Here is a 15,184-nt window from a genome sequence, read left to right on the forward strand (position 1 = left end):
CACCTGCTTCAGCGTGGCGACAATCTGGCTCTCGGTGAACTTGCTCTTGCGCATCGTTGGTCTCCTTGGTGGCTAGTGTGCCGGAGACCTCTAACTATGGATGGATCAATTTTACGGGGAGTCGACAATCTCTTTGGGGGTCTGTCCAAATAGAGAAAAGAGTGGTGCGGTCGATTCCGAGGTGGGCTTTTGAGGATTGGCGTTAAATTCCATAGCCGTACCGCCAATATGCCGGTGCGTCGGTCGCGCGAGTGTTGCTTTTTTTCGCCCTGCATGGAGCAGGGCTTTCGTTTTTAGGGCGTCTACAACTCCCGGCGTCCTTAAACTTCCAGCGACGCCAGATCGCCCTTGGCTTCCAGCCACTGCTTGCGGTCGCTTGCGCGCTTTTTGGCCAGCAGCATGTCCATCAACGAACGCGTCTGCTCGCCATCATCGATGGTCAGCTGCACCAGCCGGCGCGTGTCCGGGTGGATGGTGGATTCGCGCAGCTGCTGCGGATTCATTTCGCCCAGGCCCTTGAAGCGGGTGACGCTGATCTGCCCCTTCATCTTCTCGCGCGCGATCTTGTCCAGCAGCGTGGTCTTTTCTTCTTCGTCCAGCGCGTAGAACACCTGCTTGCCCACGTCCACGCGGAACAGCGGCGGCATCGCGACGAACACGTGGCCGGCGGCCACAAGCGCAGGGAAGTGCTGCAGGAACAGCGCAGTCAGCAGCGTGGCGATGTGCAGGCCGTCGGAGTCGGCGTCGGCCAGGATCACCACCTTGCCGTAGCGCAGCCCGGTGATGTCGTCCTTGCCCGGGTCGCAACCGATCGCGATCGCCAGGTTATGCACTTCCTCGGAGGCCAATACGCTGCCCGAAGCCACTTCCCACGTATTGAGGATCTTGCCGCGCAGCGGCAGGATCGCCTGGAAATCCTTGTCGCGCGCCTGCTTGGCCGAGCCGCCGGCCGAATCGCCTTCGACCAGGAACAGCTCGGTGCGCGACAGATCCTGGCTGATGCAATCGGCCAACTTGCCGGGCAGGGCAGGGCCCTGGGTGACCTTCTTGCGGACGATCTGCTTTTCGGTCTTCAAGCGTGCGCTGGCGCGGTCGATGGCAATCTGCGCAATCTTCTCGCCGATCTCCACGTTCTGATTCAGATACAGGCTGAAGGCATCGTGTGCAGCGCCTTCGATGAAACCGGCGGCCTGGCGCGAGGACAGACGTTCCTTGGTCTGCCCGGAAAATTGCGGGTCGGTCATCTTCAGGCTGAGCACGAAGGTGACCCGGTCCCACACGTCTTCTGGCGCCAGCTTGACGCCGCGCGGCAGCAGATTGCGGAAGTCGCAGAACTCGCGCAGCGCATCGGTCAGGCCCGAGCGCAGGCCGTTGACGTGGGTGCCGTGCTGCGCAGTGGGGATCAGGTTGACGTAGCTTTCCTGCACCAGCTCGCCTTCCGGCACCCAGGCGGCGGCCCAGTCGACGATCTCTGTGTCTTTTTTCAGGCTACCGACGAACAGCTCGGCCGGCAGCATCTCGTGCTCGGCCATCTCGCCTTTCAAGTAATCGCGCAGGCCGTTTTCGAAATACCAGCTGTCCTGCTCGCCGGTGGCTTCGTCGTGCAGCTTCACGGTCAGGCCGGGGCACAGCACCGCCTTGGCGCGCAGCAGATGCCGCAACGCGCGCACGTTGAATTTCGGCGTATCGAAATACTTGGGGTCGGCCCAGAACCGCAGCCGCGTGCCGGTGTTCTTCTTGCCGACGGTGCCAACCACTTCCAGTTTGGAAGCAGCATTGCCGTCGCGGAACTCCATGCGGTGCTCGCTGCCTTCGCGCTTGATGAACAGCTCGACCTTGGTCGACAGCGCGTTGACCACGCTCACGCCCACGCCGTGCAAGCCGCCGGAAAAGGTGTAATTGCGGTTGTTGAACTTACCGCCGGCATGCAGCCGGGTCAGGATCAGCTCCACGCCCGGAATCTTCTCTTCCGGATGGATGTCCACCGGCATGCCACGGCCGTCGTCGGACACCTCGCAGCTGCCGTCCTTATACAAGGTGACTTCGACCTGCTTGGCGTGACCGGCCAGCGCCTCGTCGACCGAGTTATCGATCACTTCCTGCGCCAGATGGTTCGGGCGCGCAGTGTCCGTGTACATGCCAGGACGGCGTTTGACCGGGTCCAGGCCCGACAGCACTTCAATATCGGCGGCGTTATAACGGGTGTTCATGCATCTCGTTGGCACGTGAAACGACGCGCAGTGTGGGGGCTGGGACGATTTTTTGCACGCGACAGGCGTTCAGTGCAGGGCTGGGTGCCACTGGATACCCTGGCGTTGGTTTCGGAACCAAACGTCCCCACCTGAGGATGTCACCGAAGCTAAAGAGGACGCCATGAAGTTCAAGCATATCCTGATGCTCACCCTCGGTGCGGCCGCAGTCGCAGCGCTTCCCGCCATGGCCCAGGCCGCTCCGCAGCAGACCGGGCAGGGCGCCACCGCGCAAAAAGCAGGCGACGCGAAGGCCAAGAGCGAAGCCGAGCGCAAGGCCGAACGCCGTGCCGCTGCTGCCGCGCAGAAGCCCAAGAGCGACGTGTCACCGCGCGAGGAAGAGGAAGAAGAGAAGCCGGCGCGCTGATTCTGCGCATCGATTGAGTGACACGCAGACGCCCTGGCTCCGGCCGGGGCGTCTGCATTTGCGGCTCGCGCAGCATGCACTTTTTCAGCGTGGAATGACTTGGCCGCCACGCAACCCTTGGGCATTCGCCCGTCAACCGCTAAACTATGGCTTTCCGGGAGGCTTCAAGCCCCATGACCCCCCTGATTTTTGTTACCGGCGGCGTAGTGTCCTCGCTAGGCAAGGGCATTGCCGCCGCTTCGCTTGCGTCCATTCTTGAAGCGCGTGGCCTGAAGGTCACGATGATGAAGCTGGACCCGTATATCAATGTGGACCCGGGCACGATGAGCCCGTTCCAGCATGGCGAGGTCTACGTTACCGACGACGGTGCCGAAACCGACCTGGATCTGGGTCACTACGAGCGCTACGTGCGCACGCGCCTGTCGCGCAAGAACTCGGTGACCACCGGCCGCATCTACGAGAACGTGATCCGCAAGGAGCGTCGCGGCGATTATCTGGGCGCCACCGTGCAGGTGATCCCGCATATCACCGATGAAATCCGCCGTTGCATCGATGAAGCCACGGCCGGCTTCGATGTCGCGCTGATCGAGATCGGCGGCACCGTTGGCGACATCGAATCGCTGCCGTTCTTGGAAGCGATCCGCCAGGTGCGCACCGAGCGCGGCGCCGAGAAAGCCATGTTCATGCATCTCACGCTGGTGCCGTACATCGCGGCGGCCGGTGAGTTGAAGACCAAGCCGACCCAGCATTCGGTCAAGGAATTGCGCTCGATCGGCATCCAGCCGGACGTGCTGCTGTGCCGTTCCGAGCAGGCGGTGCCGGATTCGGAACGCCGCAAGATTGCGTTGTTCACCAATGTCTCCGAGCGCGCAGTGATCAGTTGCCCGGATATCGACGTGCTGTACGGCATGCCGCTGGAGTTGCTGCGCCAGGGGTTGGATGAGTTGGTTATCGAGCAGTTCAAGCTGCGCGACAAGGTGGCTGCGGCGGATCTGTCCGAATGGGCGGCCGTGGTAGATGCGGTCAAGCATCCGCTGGACGAAGTCACCATCGCCGTGGTCGGCAAATACGTCGATCACCAGGACGCCTATAAGTCGGTGGCTGAAGCGCTGCGTCACGGCGGCCTGCGTCAGCGCACCAAGGTCAATTTGAAGTGGCTGGAAGCGCAGGATCTGGAAGGTAGCGACATGGCGGCGTTGCAGGACATCGACGGCATCCTGGTGCCGGGCGGGTTTGGCGACCGCGGTTTCGAAGGCAAGGTGCAGACCTCCAAGTTCGCGCGTGAGCACAAGGTGCCGTATTTCGGTATCTGCTACGGCATGCAGGCGGCGGTGGTGGACTATGCTCGGCATGTTGCCGATCTGGATGCGGCCAACAGCACCGAGAACGATCGCCAGTCGCCGCACCCGGTGATCGGCCTGATCACCGAATGGCGCACCGCGACCGGCGAAGTCGAAAAGCGCGACGAAAAATCCGATCTGGGTGGCACCATGCGCCTGGGCCTGCAGGAGCAGCGCCTGAAGCCGGGCACGCTGGCGCGCGAGGTGTACGGCAAGGACGTGGTAGCTGAGCGGCATCGTCATCGCTACGAATTCAACAACCGCTACCGCACGCAGCTGGAAGACGCTGGGTTGGTGATCTCCGGCAAGTCGATGGACGACACGTTGGTGGAAGTGGTGGAACTGCCGCGCGACACGCACCCTTGGTTCCTGGCCTGCCAGGCGCATCCGGAATTCCTGTCCACTCCGCGCGACGGCCACCCGCTGTTTATCGGCTTCGTGCGTGCGGCGCGCGAAAAGAAGGCGGGCGGGAAGTTGTTGAAGGAAGCGCGTGCGTGAGTATTGGCGAAGATGAATTCAAGGCTCTGCTTCGGAAGATTCTTGCGGATCCGGAAACCGAAGCCTTTGTTAAAAATATCGTTCTGAATCGGCCGCTGATTTTTGAGTCGGCCAACGGTTCCAATACGCTCCATATTGCGCCCACGGCGGTAGTGAATAACGCAACATTCAATCTTTCGTCAGGCAATATCCAAGTGCAAGACTGGGCTTTTTTCGGGCATGAGGTGAAACTGCTCACTGGTAGTCACGATGCGCGCGTGCTTAACCGAGATCGGCAGACCGCGGTTCCGAAAAGTGGGCGCGACATCGTGGTAGGGCAGGGTGCTTGGATTTGCACTGGAGCCATTATTTTAGGTCCGTGCACCATTGGCGAACATGCGGTCGTCGCAGCTGGTGCGGTTGTCAATCGCGATGTTCCGTCATTTGCGGTGGTTGGAGGCGTTCCTGCCAAGATCATCAAGATGGTTGATTCGCATCTCACGATAAATGGTGGAATTGATGAAACTGTGTGACTTTGAAGTTGGCCTGGATCAGCCGTTGTTCCTGATCGCCGGCCCCTGCGTGATCGAGTCGATGCAGCTGCAGCTCGACGTGGCCGGCAAGCTCAAGGAAATCACCGGCAAGCTCGGTGTCAACTTCATTTTCAAGTCGAGTTTCGACAAGGCCAACCGCACCTCCGGTACCAGCTTCCGTGGCCCGGGCCTGGAAGAGGGCCTGAAGGTGCTGGATGCGGTGAAGCAGCAGATCGGCGTGCCGGTGCTCACCGACGTCCACGAATACACCCCGATGAATGAGGTCGCGGCCGTCGTCGACGTGCTGCAGACCCCGGCATTTCTGGTGCGCCAGACCGACTTCATCAAGAACGTCTGCGCCGCCGGCAAGCCGGTCAATATCAAAAAGGGTCAGTTCCTGGCACCGTGGGACATGAAGCCGGTGGTGGACAAGGCCAAGTCGACCGGCAACGAGCAGATCATGGTCTGCGAGCGTGGTGCCTCGTTCGGCTACAACAATTTGGTCAGCGACATGCGCTCGCTGAGCGTCATGCGCGACACCGGCTGCCCGGTGGTGTTCGATGCCACCCATTCGGTGCAGTTGCCGGGCGGGCAGGGCAGCAGCTCCGGTGGCCAGCGCGAGTTCGTGCCGGTGCTGGCGCGTGCGGCGGTGGCGGTCGGTATTTCCGGCCTGTTTGCCGAGACCCACCCGGATCCGTCCAAGGCGCTGTCCGATGGCCCTAACGCGTGGCCGCTGGATCGCATGGAAGAACTGCTCGAAACCCTGATGGAACTGGATGCCGTCACCAAGAAGCACGGGTTCGCGCGCTTCGCATGAATTGCGATCCCTGGGTGGTGGCAGCGTTGCACCGCCCGAGTCGGCAATGGCGCCACTGCCCGTGGGGCTGGTTGGCGTTGGCTGCATCGATCGCGGCGTGGGCCTGCATGGCAGTGATGGTGGTGCTGTTCACCGTAAGCGTCGGTGTGCCCAGCGACGGCGACCATGTGATGCAGGCCACGCGGGTGCCGATGCTGATCACGCTGGTGGTGGCCGCGATCGCAACAGTCAGTTGCCTGGTCGCCGGCCCGGTCGCGTTGCGGTTGGCGCGCCAAACCGGCGCAGCGGTCCTTGCGCTGATCTTGCTGTTGCTCTTGCTGCTGCTGTTTGGTTTGTCGCTGCCGGGCTTGATGGCTTAGCAGCGCGCTCGCCTGCCTGTTGCATGCACCAGCTGTCTGCGATTTGGCAATGGGCCGGTGTGCAGCGATAATCCTGCAGCTTGTCTCCGGTGTCCTTCCCCCTCTACTGGTAACCGATCGACCTATGACCACTATTGCCAAGATCCTCGCCCGCGAAATCCTCGACTCCCGCGGAAATCCCACGCTGGAGGCCGAAGTCACGCTGGACGACGGCTCGTTCGGTCGCGCTGCTGTGCCCTCGGGCGCTTCGACCGGCACCAAGGAAGCGGTGGAACTGCGCGATGGCGACAAGACCCGCTACCTGGGCAAGGGTGTGCGTCACGCAGTGGACAACGTCAACGGCACGATTGCCGAGACGCTGAAGAACTTCGACGCTGCCGACCAGCAGGGCCTGGACCGTCGCCTGATCGATCTGGATGGCACCGATAACAAGGGCCGCCTGGGCGCCAACGCGCTTCTGGGTGTTTCGCTGGCTGCCGCGCATGCCGTGGCCGCTTCGCGCAAGCAGCCGCTGTGGCAGTACCTGTCCACCATCACCGAATCCGATGTGGCGCTGCCGGTGCCGATGATGAACATCATTAACGGCGGCGCACATGCCGACAACAACGTCGATTTCCAGGAGTTCATGGTGCTGCCGGTTGGCTGCAGCTCGTTCTCCGAAGCGCTGCGCGCCGGTACCGAAATCTTTCATTCGCTCAAGTCGGTGCTCAAGGGCCACGGCCTGAGCACCGCGGTGGGCGACGAAGGTGGCTTTGCGCCGGACTTCCGCAGCAACGTCGAGGCACTGGACACCATTCTCGAAGCGATCGGTAAGGCCGGTTACACCGCTGGCGAAGACATCCTGCTGGGCCTGGACGTAGCCTCCTCGGAGTTCTACGACAACGGCAAGTACAACCTGGTGGGCGAGAACAAGCGCCTGACCAGCGAGCAGTTCGTCGACTTCCTGGCCGACTGGGTGGCCCAGTACCCGATCATCAGCATCGAAGACGGCCTGGCCGAAGACGACTGGACCGGCTGGAAGCTGCTGACCGAGCGTGTCGGCAAGAAGGTGCAGCTGGTGGGCGACGATCTGTTCGTCACCAACCCGAAGATCTTCAAGCAGGGCATCGATTCGGGCACCGCCAATGCGATCCTGATCAAGGTCAACCAGATCGGCACGCTGACCGAAACGCTGGAAGCCATCGCGATGGCGCACGCGGCCAATTACGCGTCGATCGTTTCGCACCGTTCGGGCGAAACCGAAGACACCACCATCGCTGACATCGCCGTGGCCACTACCGCTACGCAGATCAAGACCGGCTCGCTGTGCCGCAGCGACCGCGTCGCCAAGTACAACCAGTTGCTGCGTATCGAGCAGGCGCTGGGCTCCGGCGCGCGTTACGCCGGTCGCGACGCGTTCGTTTCGATCAAGCGATAAGACGTGCGTAACTGGCGCTGGCTACTGCTGGTGCTGGCGGTATTGCTGGCTTGGCTGCAGTACCGCTTCTGGTTCGGGCCTGGGAATTCTGGCGAAGTCATGATGCTGGAAGCCCAGGTCGCGCATCAGACACAGGACAACGAAGGTCTGCGCCAACGCAACCAGGCGTTGGCAGCAGAAGTCAAGGACTTGAAGGATGGCGAGGCGGCAATCGAAGAGCGTGCACGCAGCGAGTTGGGCATGATCAAGCCGGGCGAAACGTTTTATCGCGTGGTCGAAGATGCGCCATTGCCGTCACCTGCATCGCCTGAAACAGCGGCTCCCGCACAGCAAACGCCTGCCTCCACCGATCCGGTGGATCACCCATGACCGGTTCAATCTGGGCAATCGTGCCGGCCGCAGGGCGCGGCACGCGTTTTGGCGGTCCGCTGCCCAAACAATATCTGCAGGCCGGCGCTCAGCCCTTGATGGCGTACACGCTGGCGGCATTGGCCGCGCATCCGGCGCTGGCCGGCATCATGGTGGCGATCGCCCCCGGCGATGCCGATTGGCCGGGCTGGACCGCGGTGCAGGCCAAGCCGGTGCTCACCTGCCTGGGTGGCGCAACGCGTGCTGCCTCGGTGCTGGCTGGCTTGCTGGCCTTGCCTGAGAGCGTGCGTGCCGACGATTTCGTGCTGGTGCACGATGCCGCACGGCCGAATCTGGCCCTGGCCGATCTGGACCGCCTGCTGGAAATCGGCCGCGGCGACCCGGTCGGCGCAATCCTGGCCGCACCTGTACGCGACACGCTCAAACGTGCCGGCGACGATGGCGGCATCGACGGCACCGAACCGCGCGAGCGTCTGTGGCGTGCACTCACGCCGCAGTTGTTTCGCCGGCATCAACTGATCCGCGGACTCACCGAAGCCTCGGCGGCCGGTGTGGACGTCACCGATGAGGCGATGGCGATGGAACGGATGGGGCTGCGCCCATTGCTGGTGGAAGGCGCCGAAGACAACTTCAAGGTGACCACGCCGGCGGATCTGGCGCGCTTCGAATTCGAATTGGCACGCCGCGGCATTACGGTCGACGCCGATGCGCTGGATGCGCAGGCCGACGATGCGCCGACCAATGCGCGCGACGCTGCAGCGCAGCTCACCACAGTCGGTCACGGCAACGGCAACGACGCCACTTAACAACGACAGGCTCTCCATGTCCTTCAATTTCCGAATCGGCCAAGGCTACGACGTGCATGCGTTCGGCCCTGGTGACCATGTGATGCTCGGTGGCGTGCGCGTGACGCACAGCCATGGCGTGCTCGCGCATAGCGATGGCGATGTGGTGTTGCACGCACTTTGCGATGCGATGCTGGGCGCGCTGGCGCTGGGTGACATCGGCCGGCATTTTCCGCCGTCCGACGAACGCTGGAAGGACGCCGACAGCGCGCAGTTCCTGCAGCATTGCGATAGCTTGCTGCGCGAGCGCGGCTGGCGCGTCGGCAATGCCGACATCACCGTGATCTGCGAGCGGCCCAAGGTCGGTCCGCATGCGGTGGCCATGCGCGAACGCATCGCCGGCCTGTTGGCGATCGAGCTGGACGCGGTCAGCGTCAAGGCCACCACGAGCGAACAATTGGGCTTCACCGGTCGCGGCGAAGGCATTGCCGCACAGGCCGCAGTACTGCTGGGCAGGATCGCTGCATAAGCTGCAGCAACACACGCACCGCTGCGCGCCGGGACCGGCGCTGATACAGCGAGATGTAATCATCACGCCGAGCGATTCGGCGCACAGCGCGCCACCTCCGGCGCGAAGGCGGCCACACCATGAGCGAGACCTCTTTGCTGCCACGTGCGCATGGCGCTGCCGTGCTCAGCGCGGCAATGCGCAGCACGCCGGACGACTTTCAGGTCGACGAACTCCCGGCATTCGAGCCATCCGGTGAAGGTGAGCATTTGCTGCTCACCGTGCGCAAGCGAGGTCAGAACACCGCCTATATCGCCAAAAAGCTCGCGCACTGGGCCGGCATCGCCGAAATGGGCGTCAGTTATGCAGGTTTGAAAGATCGCCATGCAGTGACCACCCAGCGCTTCAGTGTGCATCTGCCCAAGCGCATCGCGCCGTATATCGCCGCGCTGGATGACGCCGAGATGCAGGTGGTCGATAGCACCTGGCACAACCGCAAGCTGCAACGCGGTGCGCTGCATGGGAACCGTTTTGTGTTGACGCTGCGCCAGGTACAGGGCGAACGCGATGCGGTCGATCACCGCTTGCAGGCGATCGCCGCACGCGGCATTCCGAATTGGTTTGGCGAACAACGCTTCGGTCGCGATGGCGGCAACGTGGCGGGCGCGTTGGCGATGTTCGGCTATACGCAAGCTGCCGACGGCACATTGGCGCCGGCGCCAACATCCAAGCGGCGGCTGCGCAACGATCAGCGCTCGATGCTGCTGTCGGCGGCGCGCTCGGCCTTGTTCAATCGTGTCCTCGCTGCACGGGTGGCGCAGGGCAGCTGGGATAGGGCGCTGGAGGGCGAGGCATGGATGCTGGACGGCTCGCGCAGCGTCTTCGGCCCGGAGCCGTGGAGCGATGTGCTGGCCGAGCGCCTGGCGCGTTTCGATATTCATTCCAGTGGCCCGTTGTGGGGCGTTGGTGATTTGCGTTCGACCGATCAGGCCGCAACGGTGGAGCAGGGCGCGTTGTCCGATCCGCAATCTGAAGCGCTGCGCCAAGGCCTGGAAGCAGCAGGGCTGAAGCAGGAACGCCGCGCGCTGCGTTTGCGTCCACAAGGCCTGGACTATCGATGGCTGGAGGCGCAGACCCTGCAATTGGAGTTCGCGCTGCCGCCTGGTTGTTATGCCACCGCGGTGCTGTGGGAATTGGGTGAGGTCACCGACGCAGGCCGTTTCAACGTCGGTGTGCGTTCTGACGAGTGACTGCGTGCGGCCACCGGTCGGTCGCATTGCACAGCGTCGATCGCGATCTAATGCCGTTGCTCGCGTAGGAGCGGCCTTGGCCGCGACGGGTGCCATCGTGAGGCGGATAGCAGCGGCACTGACCAGGCTTCAACGGTACAAGGTTGCCAAACACTCATCACCTCGCGTCGCGGCCGCCCACACGTGCCAGACGTTCCCGTCAACGCATCAACGCGTGCAGTTGCAATTCAACGCCGCGAGTCATGCGCTCGCCGCAATCCGCCTAGGTTGCAATAGATAGGGATGGCGGTTGCGTTTTTGGGGACACAACCACTTGTTATCGCCGCGCCAGCAACACCAGCAGCGCCCCGGTGCCGCCCTGCGTCGGCGGCGCCGAATGAAACGCCAGCACATCGTTGCGTTGGCGCAGCAGCCGGTCCATCAGGTTCTTCAACACAGGCGCACCGTTGTCGGACTGCAGGCCCTTGCCGTGGATGATGCGCACGCAACCATGTTCGTGCGCATGCGCTTCCAGCAGGAATTGGCGCAGCAGCGATTCGGCCTGAGCGGCGGTGGCGCCGTGTAGATCCAGTTCGTCCTGCACCGAAAATTGCCCGCGCTTGAGCCGCTGAAACAATCGCGTAGGAAGATTCTCGCGCCGATAGCTGGCGGTATCGCCCGCTTCCAGCGGCGCGCTGTCGCGCAACAGCCGCGCAAATTCTGTGTGCGCTTCGGCATCGTCGCGCTCGGCCATGCGCGCGCGCGGTTTGGGGCGCGGCTTGGCATTGGCCGGTGGGTCGACTTCACGAATCGGCTTGACCGCGCCGATCGCTGCGCGGAACAACGCGGCGTCGTCTTCGTCTTCAGGATGCGACATCCGCACAGCGTACCCGGTCCAAGCGCAGACGCACGCGAAGATCAAGCGCGAAGGCGCGGGACGCATCCGGTATCATGGCCCGGTTTTCCGAGGAGTCTCATGCGCGTACTGGTTAGCAACGACGACGGTGTCGACGCCCCCGGCATCCAGCTATTGGCCGAGGCGCTGCGGCATGCCGGTCATGAAGTGATGGTGGTCGCGCCTGATCGCGACCGCTCCGGTGCCAGCAATTCGCTGACGCTGGATGTGCCGATCCGCACCCGCCGCATCGACGCGCAGACCTGCGCCGTGGCCGGCACACCGACCGACTGCGTGCATCTGGCACTCACCGGCATGCTCGATTACGACCCTGACATCGTGGTCTCCGGCATCAATAACTCGGCCAATCTGGGCGACGACGTGATCTATTCGGGCACCGTGTCTGCCGCAATGGAAGGCCGCTTCCTGGGCTTGCCGGCGGTGGCGGTCTCGTTGGTCACGCGCAACCACCAAGCGCATCACTACGACACCGCCGCGCGCGCTGCGGTGGAAATCGTGGCGCGGCTCAAGGCCGATCCGTTGCCCGCCGACACTATTCTGAACGTCAACGTGCCGGATCTGGCGTGGTCGGATGTGCTCGGTTTCGAAGTCACCCGTCTCGGCAATCGTCATCGCTCCGAACCCTGTGTGCCGCAACGCGATCCGCGCGGCCGCACCGTGTATTGGATCGGCCCTGCCGGTCCGGAGCAGGACGCAGGCGCCGGCACCGATTTCCACGCCGTGCGCACCGGGCATATTTCGATTACCCCGATCCATGTCGATCTCACCCGCTACCAGGCGCTGGAGACCGTTGCTGGTTGGGTAGGCGGGCTGACCGCAGCGCTGGACGGCCCGGCATGACGCCGAGGCTGCGCCTGCAACCAGAATCGGTCGGCATCGGCATGACCTCGCAGCGCGTGCGCGACCGCCTGGTCGAGCGGCTGCGCGAGGCCGGCATCCAGGACGAGGCCACCCTCAACGCGATGCGCACCGTGCCGCGGCACTTGTTTATCGACGAAGCGCTGGCCTCACGCGCCTACGAGGACACCGCGCTGCCGATCGGCCACGGCCAGACCATCTCCCAGCCGTGGGTGGTGGCGCGCATGACCGAAGCAGTGCTGCAGGTGGCGCCGACCAAGGTGCTTGAAGTGGGCACCGGCTCCGGTTACCAGGGCGCCATCCTGGCTGCATTGGGGCTGGAGGTGTACACCGTCGAGCGCATCGGTGACCTGTTGCGGCAGGCGCGCAAGCGCTTCCGGCATCTGGGCATGAATGTGCGCAGCAAGCACGACGACGGCCGCATTGGCTGGCCCGAGCATGGCCCCTACGACGCCATCGTGGTGACCGCCGCGGCACCGGCGTTGGTCGATGCGCTGGTCGATCAACTCGCCGTTGGCGGGCGCCTGGTCGCGCCGGTCGGTGGTGCTTCCTCGCAATCGTTGGTGCAACTCACCCGCGCGGCCGATGGCGCAATCGAACAACAGGTTCTGGCGCCGGTCACGTTCGTTCCGCTGTTGTCGGGCATGCTGGATTGAATCCATGAGAGTTTCTCGATGAAGATTTTTGGGCCGTTGTACGACGTGGCCATCCGTTGGTCGCGCCATCGCCGCGCACCCGCGCTGCTGACCGGCCTCAGCTTCGTGGAGGGTTTCATCTTCCCGGTGCCGCCGGAAGTGATGCTGGCACCGATGTCGCTGGCCGAGCCCAAGCGCTCGTTGTGGTTCGCCACCTTGAGCCTGCTGGGCTCGATCTGCGGCGCACTGGTCGGTTATCTGCTCGGCCATTTCGCGTTTGCGGCGTTGCAGCCGTTGATCGAATGGCTGGGCTGGAGTGCGAAGATCCAGCAGCAGATCGAAACGCTGCGCACGCTGGTCGCCGATTCGCCGTGGAAGGCATTTTGGGCCCTGGTGTTGGTTGGCTTCACCCCGATTCCGCTGAAAATCTTTACCTGGGCTTCGGGCGTGGTCGGCGTGCCGATCCTGCCGTTCATCGCAAGCATGTTGGTTGGACGCGGCAAGCGCGTGTACCTGGTTGCCGGTGCGATCCGCTTGGGCGGAGCGCGTGCCGAAGCGGCGCTGCATCGCTGGATCGAGCCGCTGGGCTGGGTTGCGATGGCGGTGCTGGCGGTAGGTGCAGGGTGGCTGGTGTGGAAGACAACGAACGGATGAGCAAGACGCAGATGAATTCGGTACGCAAGACAGCAGTCATGCTCGCAGTGGCCATCGGGCTGACCGCCTGCAGCAGTGCCACGGTGGTGCGTTCGCCTGGAGCCAGTGGTGGTTCGTCCTCGCGTCCAAGCGCGGCGCCACGCCCGTCGGTGCCACGCCCCGGTGCCACCGTGACCGTCCAGCGCGGCGACACTCTGTATGCGATCTCGCGCCGCACCAACATCACTGCGCCGGACCTGGCGGCCTGGAACGGCTTGTCTTCGCCGAACACCATCTATCCCGGTCAGACCCTCAAGCTATATCCGCCCGGTGCCAGCAAGCCGGGCAGTAGCTCGCCGGTTGCCGGCACCGTGGCTCCGCCGCGCCCGACTGCGCCGATCGCCGCACCGGTCAGCAGTGGATTTTCCTGGCGTTGGCCGGCCGATGGCGTGGTCGTCGGCACCTTCGTCACTGGCGAAACGACCAAGCAGGGCGTGGACATCGCCGGTGCCAGCGGCCAGGCCGTGCGCGCCGCCGCCGATGGCGTGGTGGTGTATTCCGGCGCCGGCCTGGTCGGCTACGGCGAGCTGATCATCATCAAGCACAACGACCAGTGGCTATCTGCGTACGGGCACAACCGCAAGCGTTTGCTTAACGAAGGCCAGAGCGTCAAGGCCGGGCAGCAGATCGCCGAAATGGGCCGCAGCGGTGCGTCCCGCGACATGCTGCACTTCGAGATCCGCTACAACGGCAAGCCGGTCGATCCGCTGCTGTATTTGCCGAAGAAGTGAGATTGGGGAGTTGGGATTCGGGATTCGCAACGGCCCTGGACTGTTCGTATTCGGGCAGAGCGTGCGTTTTTCCCCTCTCCACTTGGTGAATAATTGACGCTCTAGTCTGGGTGGCGATTAAAAGCGCAGCTTGCTAAAGCGCGCTCTTACGAGTCCCCAATCCCGACTCCCAAATCCCGTCCCAACCCGATCAGCCCGATCAGCCCGGCAACACCATCGCCAATGCTACCCGGCGGCCTTCGCTGGCCAGCACGTTGTAGGTACGTGCGGCGGCGGCATTGGTCATTGCTTCCAGGCCGATGCCGCGGGTCAGGCAGGCCGCCAGCACGTCGGTCTTGGGGAATAGCTGGCGCTCGCCGGTGCCGAGCAGGATGACGGCTGGGTTGAGCGTCAGGATCGCGTCCATATGGCGCACCTGGAGTTGCTCCAGGGTTTGCACCGGCCAGCGTTCCACCAGTTCGTCCGGCATCAAGATGAAACTCTGCTGCAGGATCTGGTCATTCACCTTGGCATGGCGGCCATCGGCCGCGCGCAGCGCATAGGCGTAATCGGGGTGTTCCTGACTTAAAGGCATAACGAACTCGTTGGTTCAGCCGCGCGGCAGCACGATCTGGCGCTTTTCCTTGCTGGGGCGGTACAGGATGGCGACGTGGCCGATGCGCTGCACCAGCGCACTGCCGGTTTGCTCGATCAACTCGGCAATCAGCGCATCCCGGGTCTCGCGATCCTCCGAAGCCACCTTCACCTTGATCAGTTCATGGCGCTCGAGCACTTCCTCGAGTTCAGCCAGAAATGCCGGCGTGACCCCTTTGCCGCCGGTCTGCAGCAAGGCCTTGAGATCGTGGGCCTGGCCGCGCAGGAAACGGTTCTGGGCGGAGGTGAGAACAATGGACATGCAGGA

18 protein-coding genes are annotated in these 15,184 nt (G+C 63.4%); 14 read left to right on the top strand and 4 right to left on the bottom strand.

Features of this window, described 5'->3' with window-relative positions:
- Positions 1-320 precede the first annotated feature (320 nt).
- On the bottom strand, positions 321-2,210 hold the full coding sequence (gene parE, locus NX05_RS02650; protein ID WP_010365664.1) for a DNA topoisomerase IV subunit B: 1,890 nt from the start codon (positions 2,208-2,210) through the stop codon (positions 321-323).
- A gap of 163 nt (positions 2,211-2,373) precedes the next feature.
- Here parE and NX05_RS02655 point away from each other — a divergent pair, with 163 nt between their 5' ends.
- The 10 genes from NX05_RS02655 (at position 2,374) to truD (ending at position 10,471) form a co-directional block, all read left to right on the top strand.
- Positions 2,374-2,616 (top strand): hypothetical protein, encoded by a 243-nt coding sequence (locus tag NX05_RS02655; RefSeq protein ID WP_010365665.1) that lies wholly within the window; start codon positions 2,374-2,376, stop codon positions 2,614-2,616.
- A gap of 173 nt (positions 2,617-2,789) precedes the next feature.
- Entirely contained in the window at positions 2,790-4,454 is a 1,665-nt protein-coding gene (gene pyrG, locus NX05_RS02660; RefSeq protein ID WP_010365666.1) for a CTP synthase, read from the top strand.
- On the top strand, positions 4,451-4,966 hold the full coding sequence (locus NX05_RS21570) for an acyltransferase (RefSeq protein WP_080764620.1): 516 nt from the start codon (positions 4,451-4,453) through the stop codon (positions 4,964-4,966). The genes pyrG and NX05_RS21570 overlap by 4 nt, the downstream gene beginning before the upstream one ends.
- Complete coding sequence (gene kdsA, locus NX05_RS02665) at positions 4,953-5,783, top strand: 3-deoxy-8-phosphooctulonate synthase (RefSeq protein WP_010365668.1); 831 nt, start codon at positions 4,953-4,955, stop codon at positions 5,781-5,783. The genes NX05_RS21570 and kdsA overlap by 14 nt, the downstream gene beginning before the upstream one ends.
- Complete coding sequence (locus NX05_RS02670; protein ID WP_230597801.1) at positions 5,780-6,142, top strand: hypothetical protein; 363 nt, start codon at positions 5,780-5,782, stop codon at positions 6,140-6,142. The genes kdsA and NX05_RS02670 overlap by 4 nt, the downstream gene beginning before the upstream one ends.
- A gap of 124 nt (positions 6,143-6,266) precedes the next feature.
- Positions 6,267-7,559, top strand: a complete 1,293-nt coding sequence (eno, locus tag NX05_RS02675) for a phosphopyruvate hydratase (RefSeq protein ID WP_010379637.1) — start codon at positions 6,267-6,269, stop codon at positions 7,557-7,559.
- Positions 7,560-7,562: 3 nt separating this feature from the next.
- Positions 7,563-7,928, top strand: a complete 366-nt coding sequence (gene ftsB / locus NX05_RS02680; RefSeq protein WP_010365672.1) for a cell division protein FtsB — start codon at positions 7,563-7,565, stop codon at positions 7,926-7,928.
- Positions 7,925-8,734: a 2-C-methyl-D-erythritol 4-phosphate cytidylyltransferase gene (gene ispD, locus NX05_RS02685; protein ID WP_039437779.1), complete on the top strand. Its 810-nt coding sequence runs from the start codon at positions 7,925-7,927 to the stop codon at positions 8,732-8,734. Before ftsB ends, ispD begins: the two co-directional genes overlap by 4 nt.
- Positions 8,735-8,750: 16 nt before the next feature.
- Positions 8,751-9,242 (top strand): 2-C-methyl-D-erythritol 2,4-cyclodiphosphate synthase, encoded by a 492-nt coding sequence (gene ispF / locus NX05_RS02690; protein ID WP_039437776.1) that lies wholly within the window; start codon positions 8,751-8,753, stop codon positions 9,240-9,242.
- Positions 9,243-9,361: 119 nt separating this feature from the next.
- Positions 9,362-10,471, top strand: a complete 1,110-nt coding sequence (gene truD, locus NX05_RS02695; RefSeq protein ID WP_039437773.1) for a tRNA pseudouridine(13) synthase TruD — start codon at positions 9,362-9,364, stop codon at positions 10,469-10,471.
- A 316-nt stretch (positions 10,472-10,787) separates the two neighbouring features.
- On the opposite strand, the gene NX05_RS02700 is transcribed toward truD, so the two are convergent.
- Positions 10,788-11,327 (bottom strand): Smr/MutS family protein, encoded by a 540-nt coding sequence (locus tag NX05_RS02700; protein ID WP_010365680.1) that lies wholly within the window; start codon positions 11,325-11,327, stop codon positions 10,788-10,790.
- 99 nt (positions 11,328-11,426) lie between these two features.
- On the opposite strand from NX05_RS02700, the gene surE reads away from it, so the two are divergent.
- From surE to NX05_RS02720, 4 genes are read left to right on the top strand one after another with little or no spacing between them, the layout of a single operon-like run.
- Positions 11,427-12,206 carry a 5'/3'-nucleotidase SurE gene (gene surE / locus NX05_RS02705; RefSeq protein ID WP_010365682.1) on the top strand — a complete coding sequence of 260 codons (780 nt, stop codon included), beginning with the start codon at positions 11,427-11,429 and terminating at the stop codon, positions 12,204-12,206.
- Complete coding sequence (locus NX05_RS02710) at positions 12,203-12,880, top strand: protein-L-isoaspartate(D-aspartate) O-methyltransferase (protein WP_010365684.1); 678 nt, start codon at positions 12,203-12,205, stop codon at positions 12,878-12,880. The genes surE and NX05_RS02710 overlap by 4 nt, the downstream gene beginning before the upstream one ends.
- A gap of 18 nt (positions 12,881-12,898) precedes the next feature.
- Complete coding sequence (locus tag NX05_RS02715; protein ID WP_039437768.1) at positions 12,899-13,513, top strand: YqaA family protein; 615 nt, start codon at positions 12,899-12,901, stop codon at positions 13,511-13,513.
- Entirely contained in the window at positions 13,510-14,283 is a 774-nt protein-coding gene (locus tag NX05_RS02720; RefSeq protein WP_010379644.1) for a peptidoglycan DD-metalloendopeptidase family protein, read from the top strand. The genes NX05_RS02715 and NX05_RS02720 overlap by 4 nt, the downstream gene beginning before the upstream one ends.
- 199 nt (positions 14,284-14,482) lie before the next feature.
- Here the strand turns inward: NX05_RS02720 and NX05_RS02725 are convergent, their stop codons facing one another.
- Both NX05_RS02725 and yhbY read right to left on the bottom strand, forming a co-directional pair.
- Entirely contained in the window at positions 14,483-14,857 is a 375-nt protein-coding gene (locus NX05_RS02725) for an Mth938-like domain-containing protein (RefSeq protein WP_010365690.1), read from the bottom strand.
- Between the two features lie 15 nt (positions 14,858-14,872).
- Entirely contained in the window at positions 14,873-15,178 is a 306-nt protein-coding gene (gene yhbY / locus NX05_RS02730) for a ribosome assembly RNA-binding protein YhbY (RefSeq protein WP_010365692.1), read from the bottom strand.
- Positions 15,179-15,184 lie beyond the last annotated feature (6 nt).

This window comes from Xanthomonas vasicola, from assembly GCF_000772705.2.
GTDB lineage: Bacteria > Pseudomonadota > Gammaproteobacteria > Xanthomonadales > Xanthomonadaceae > Xanthomonas > Xanthomonas vasicola.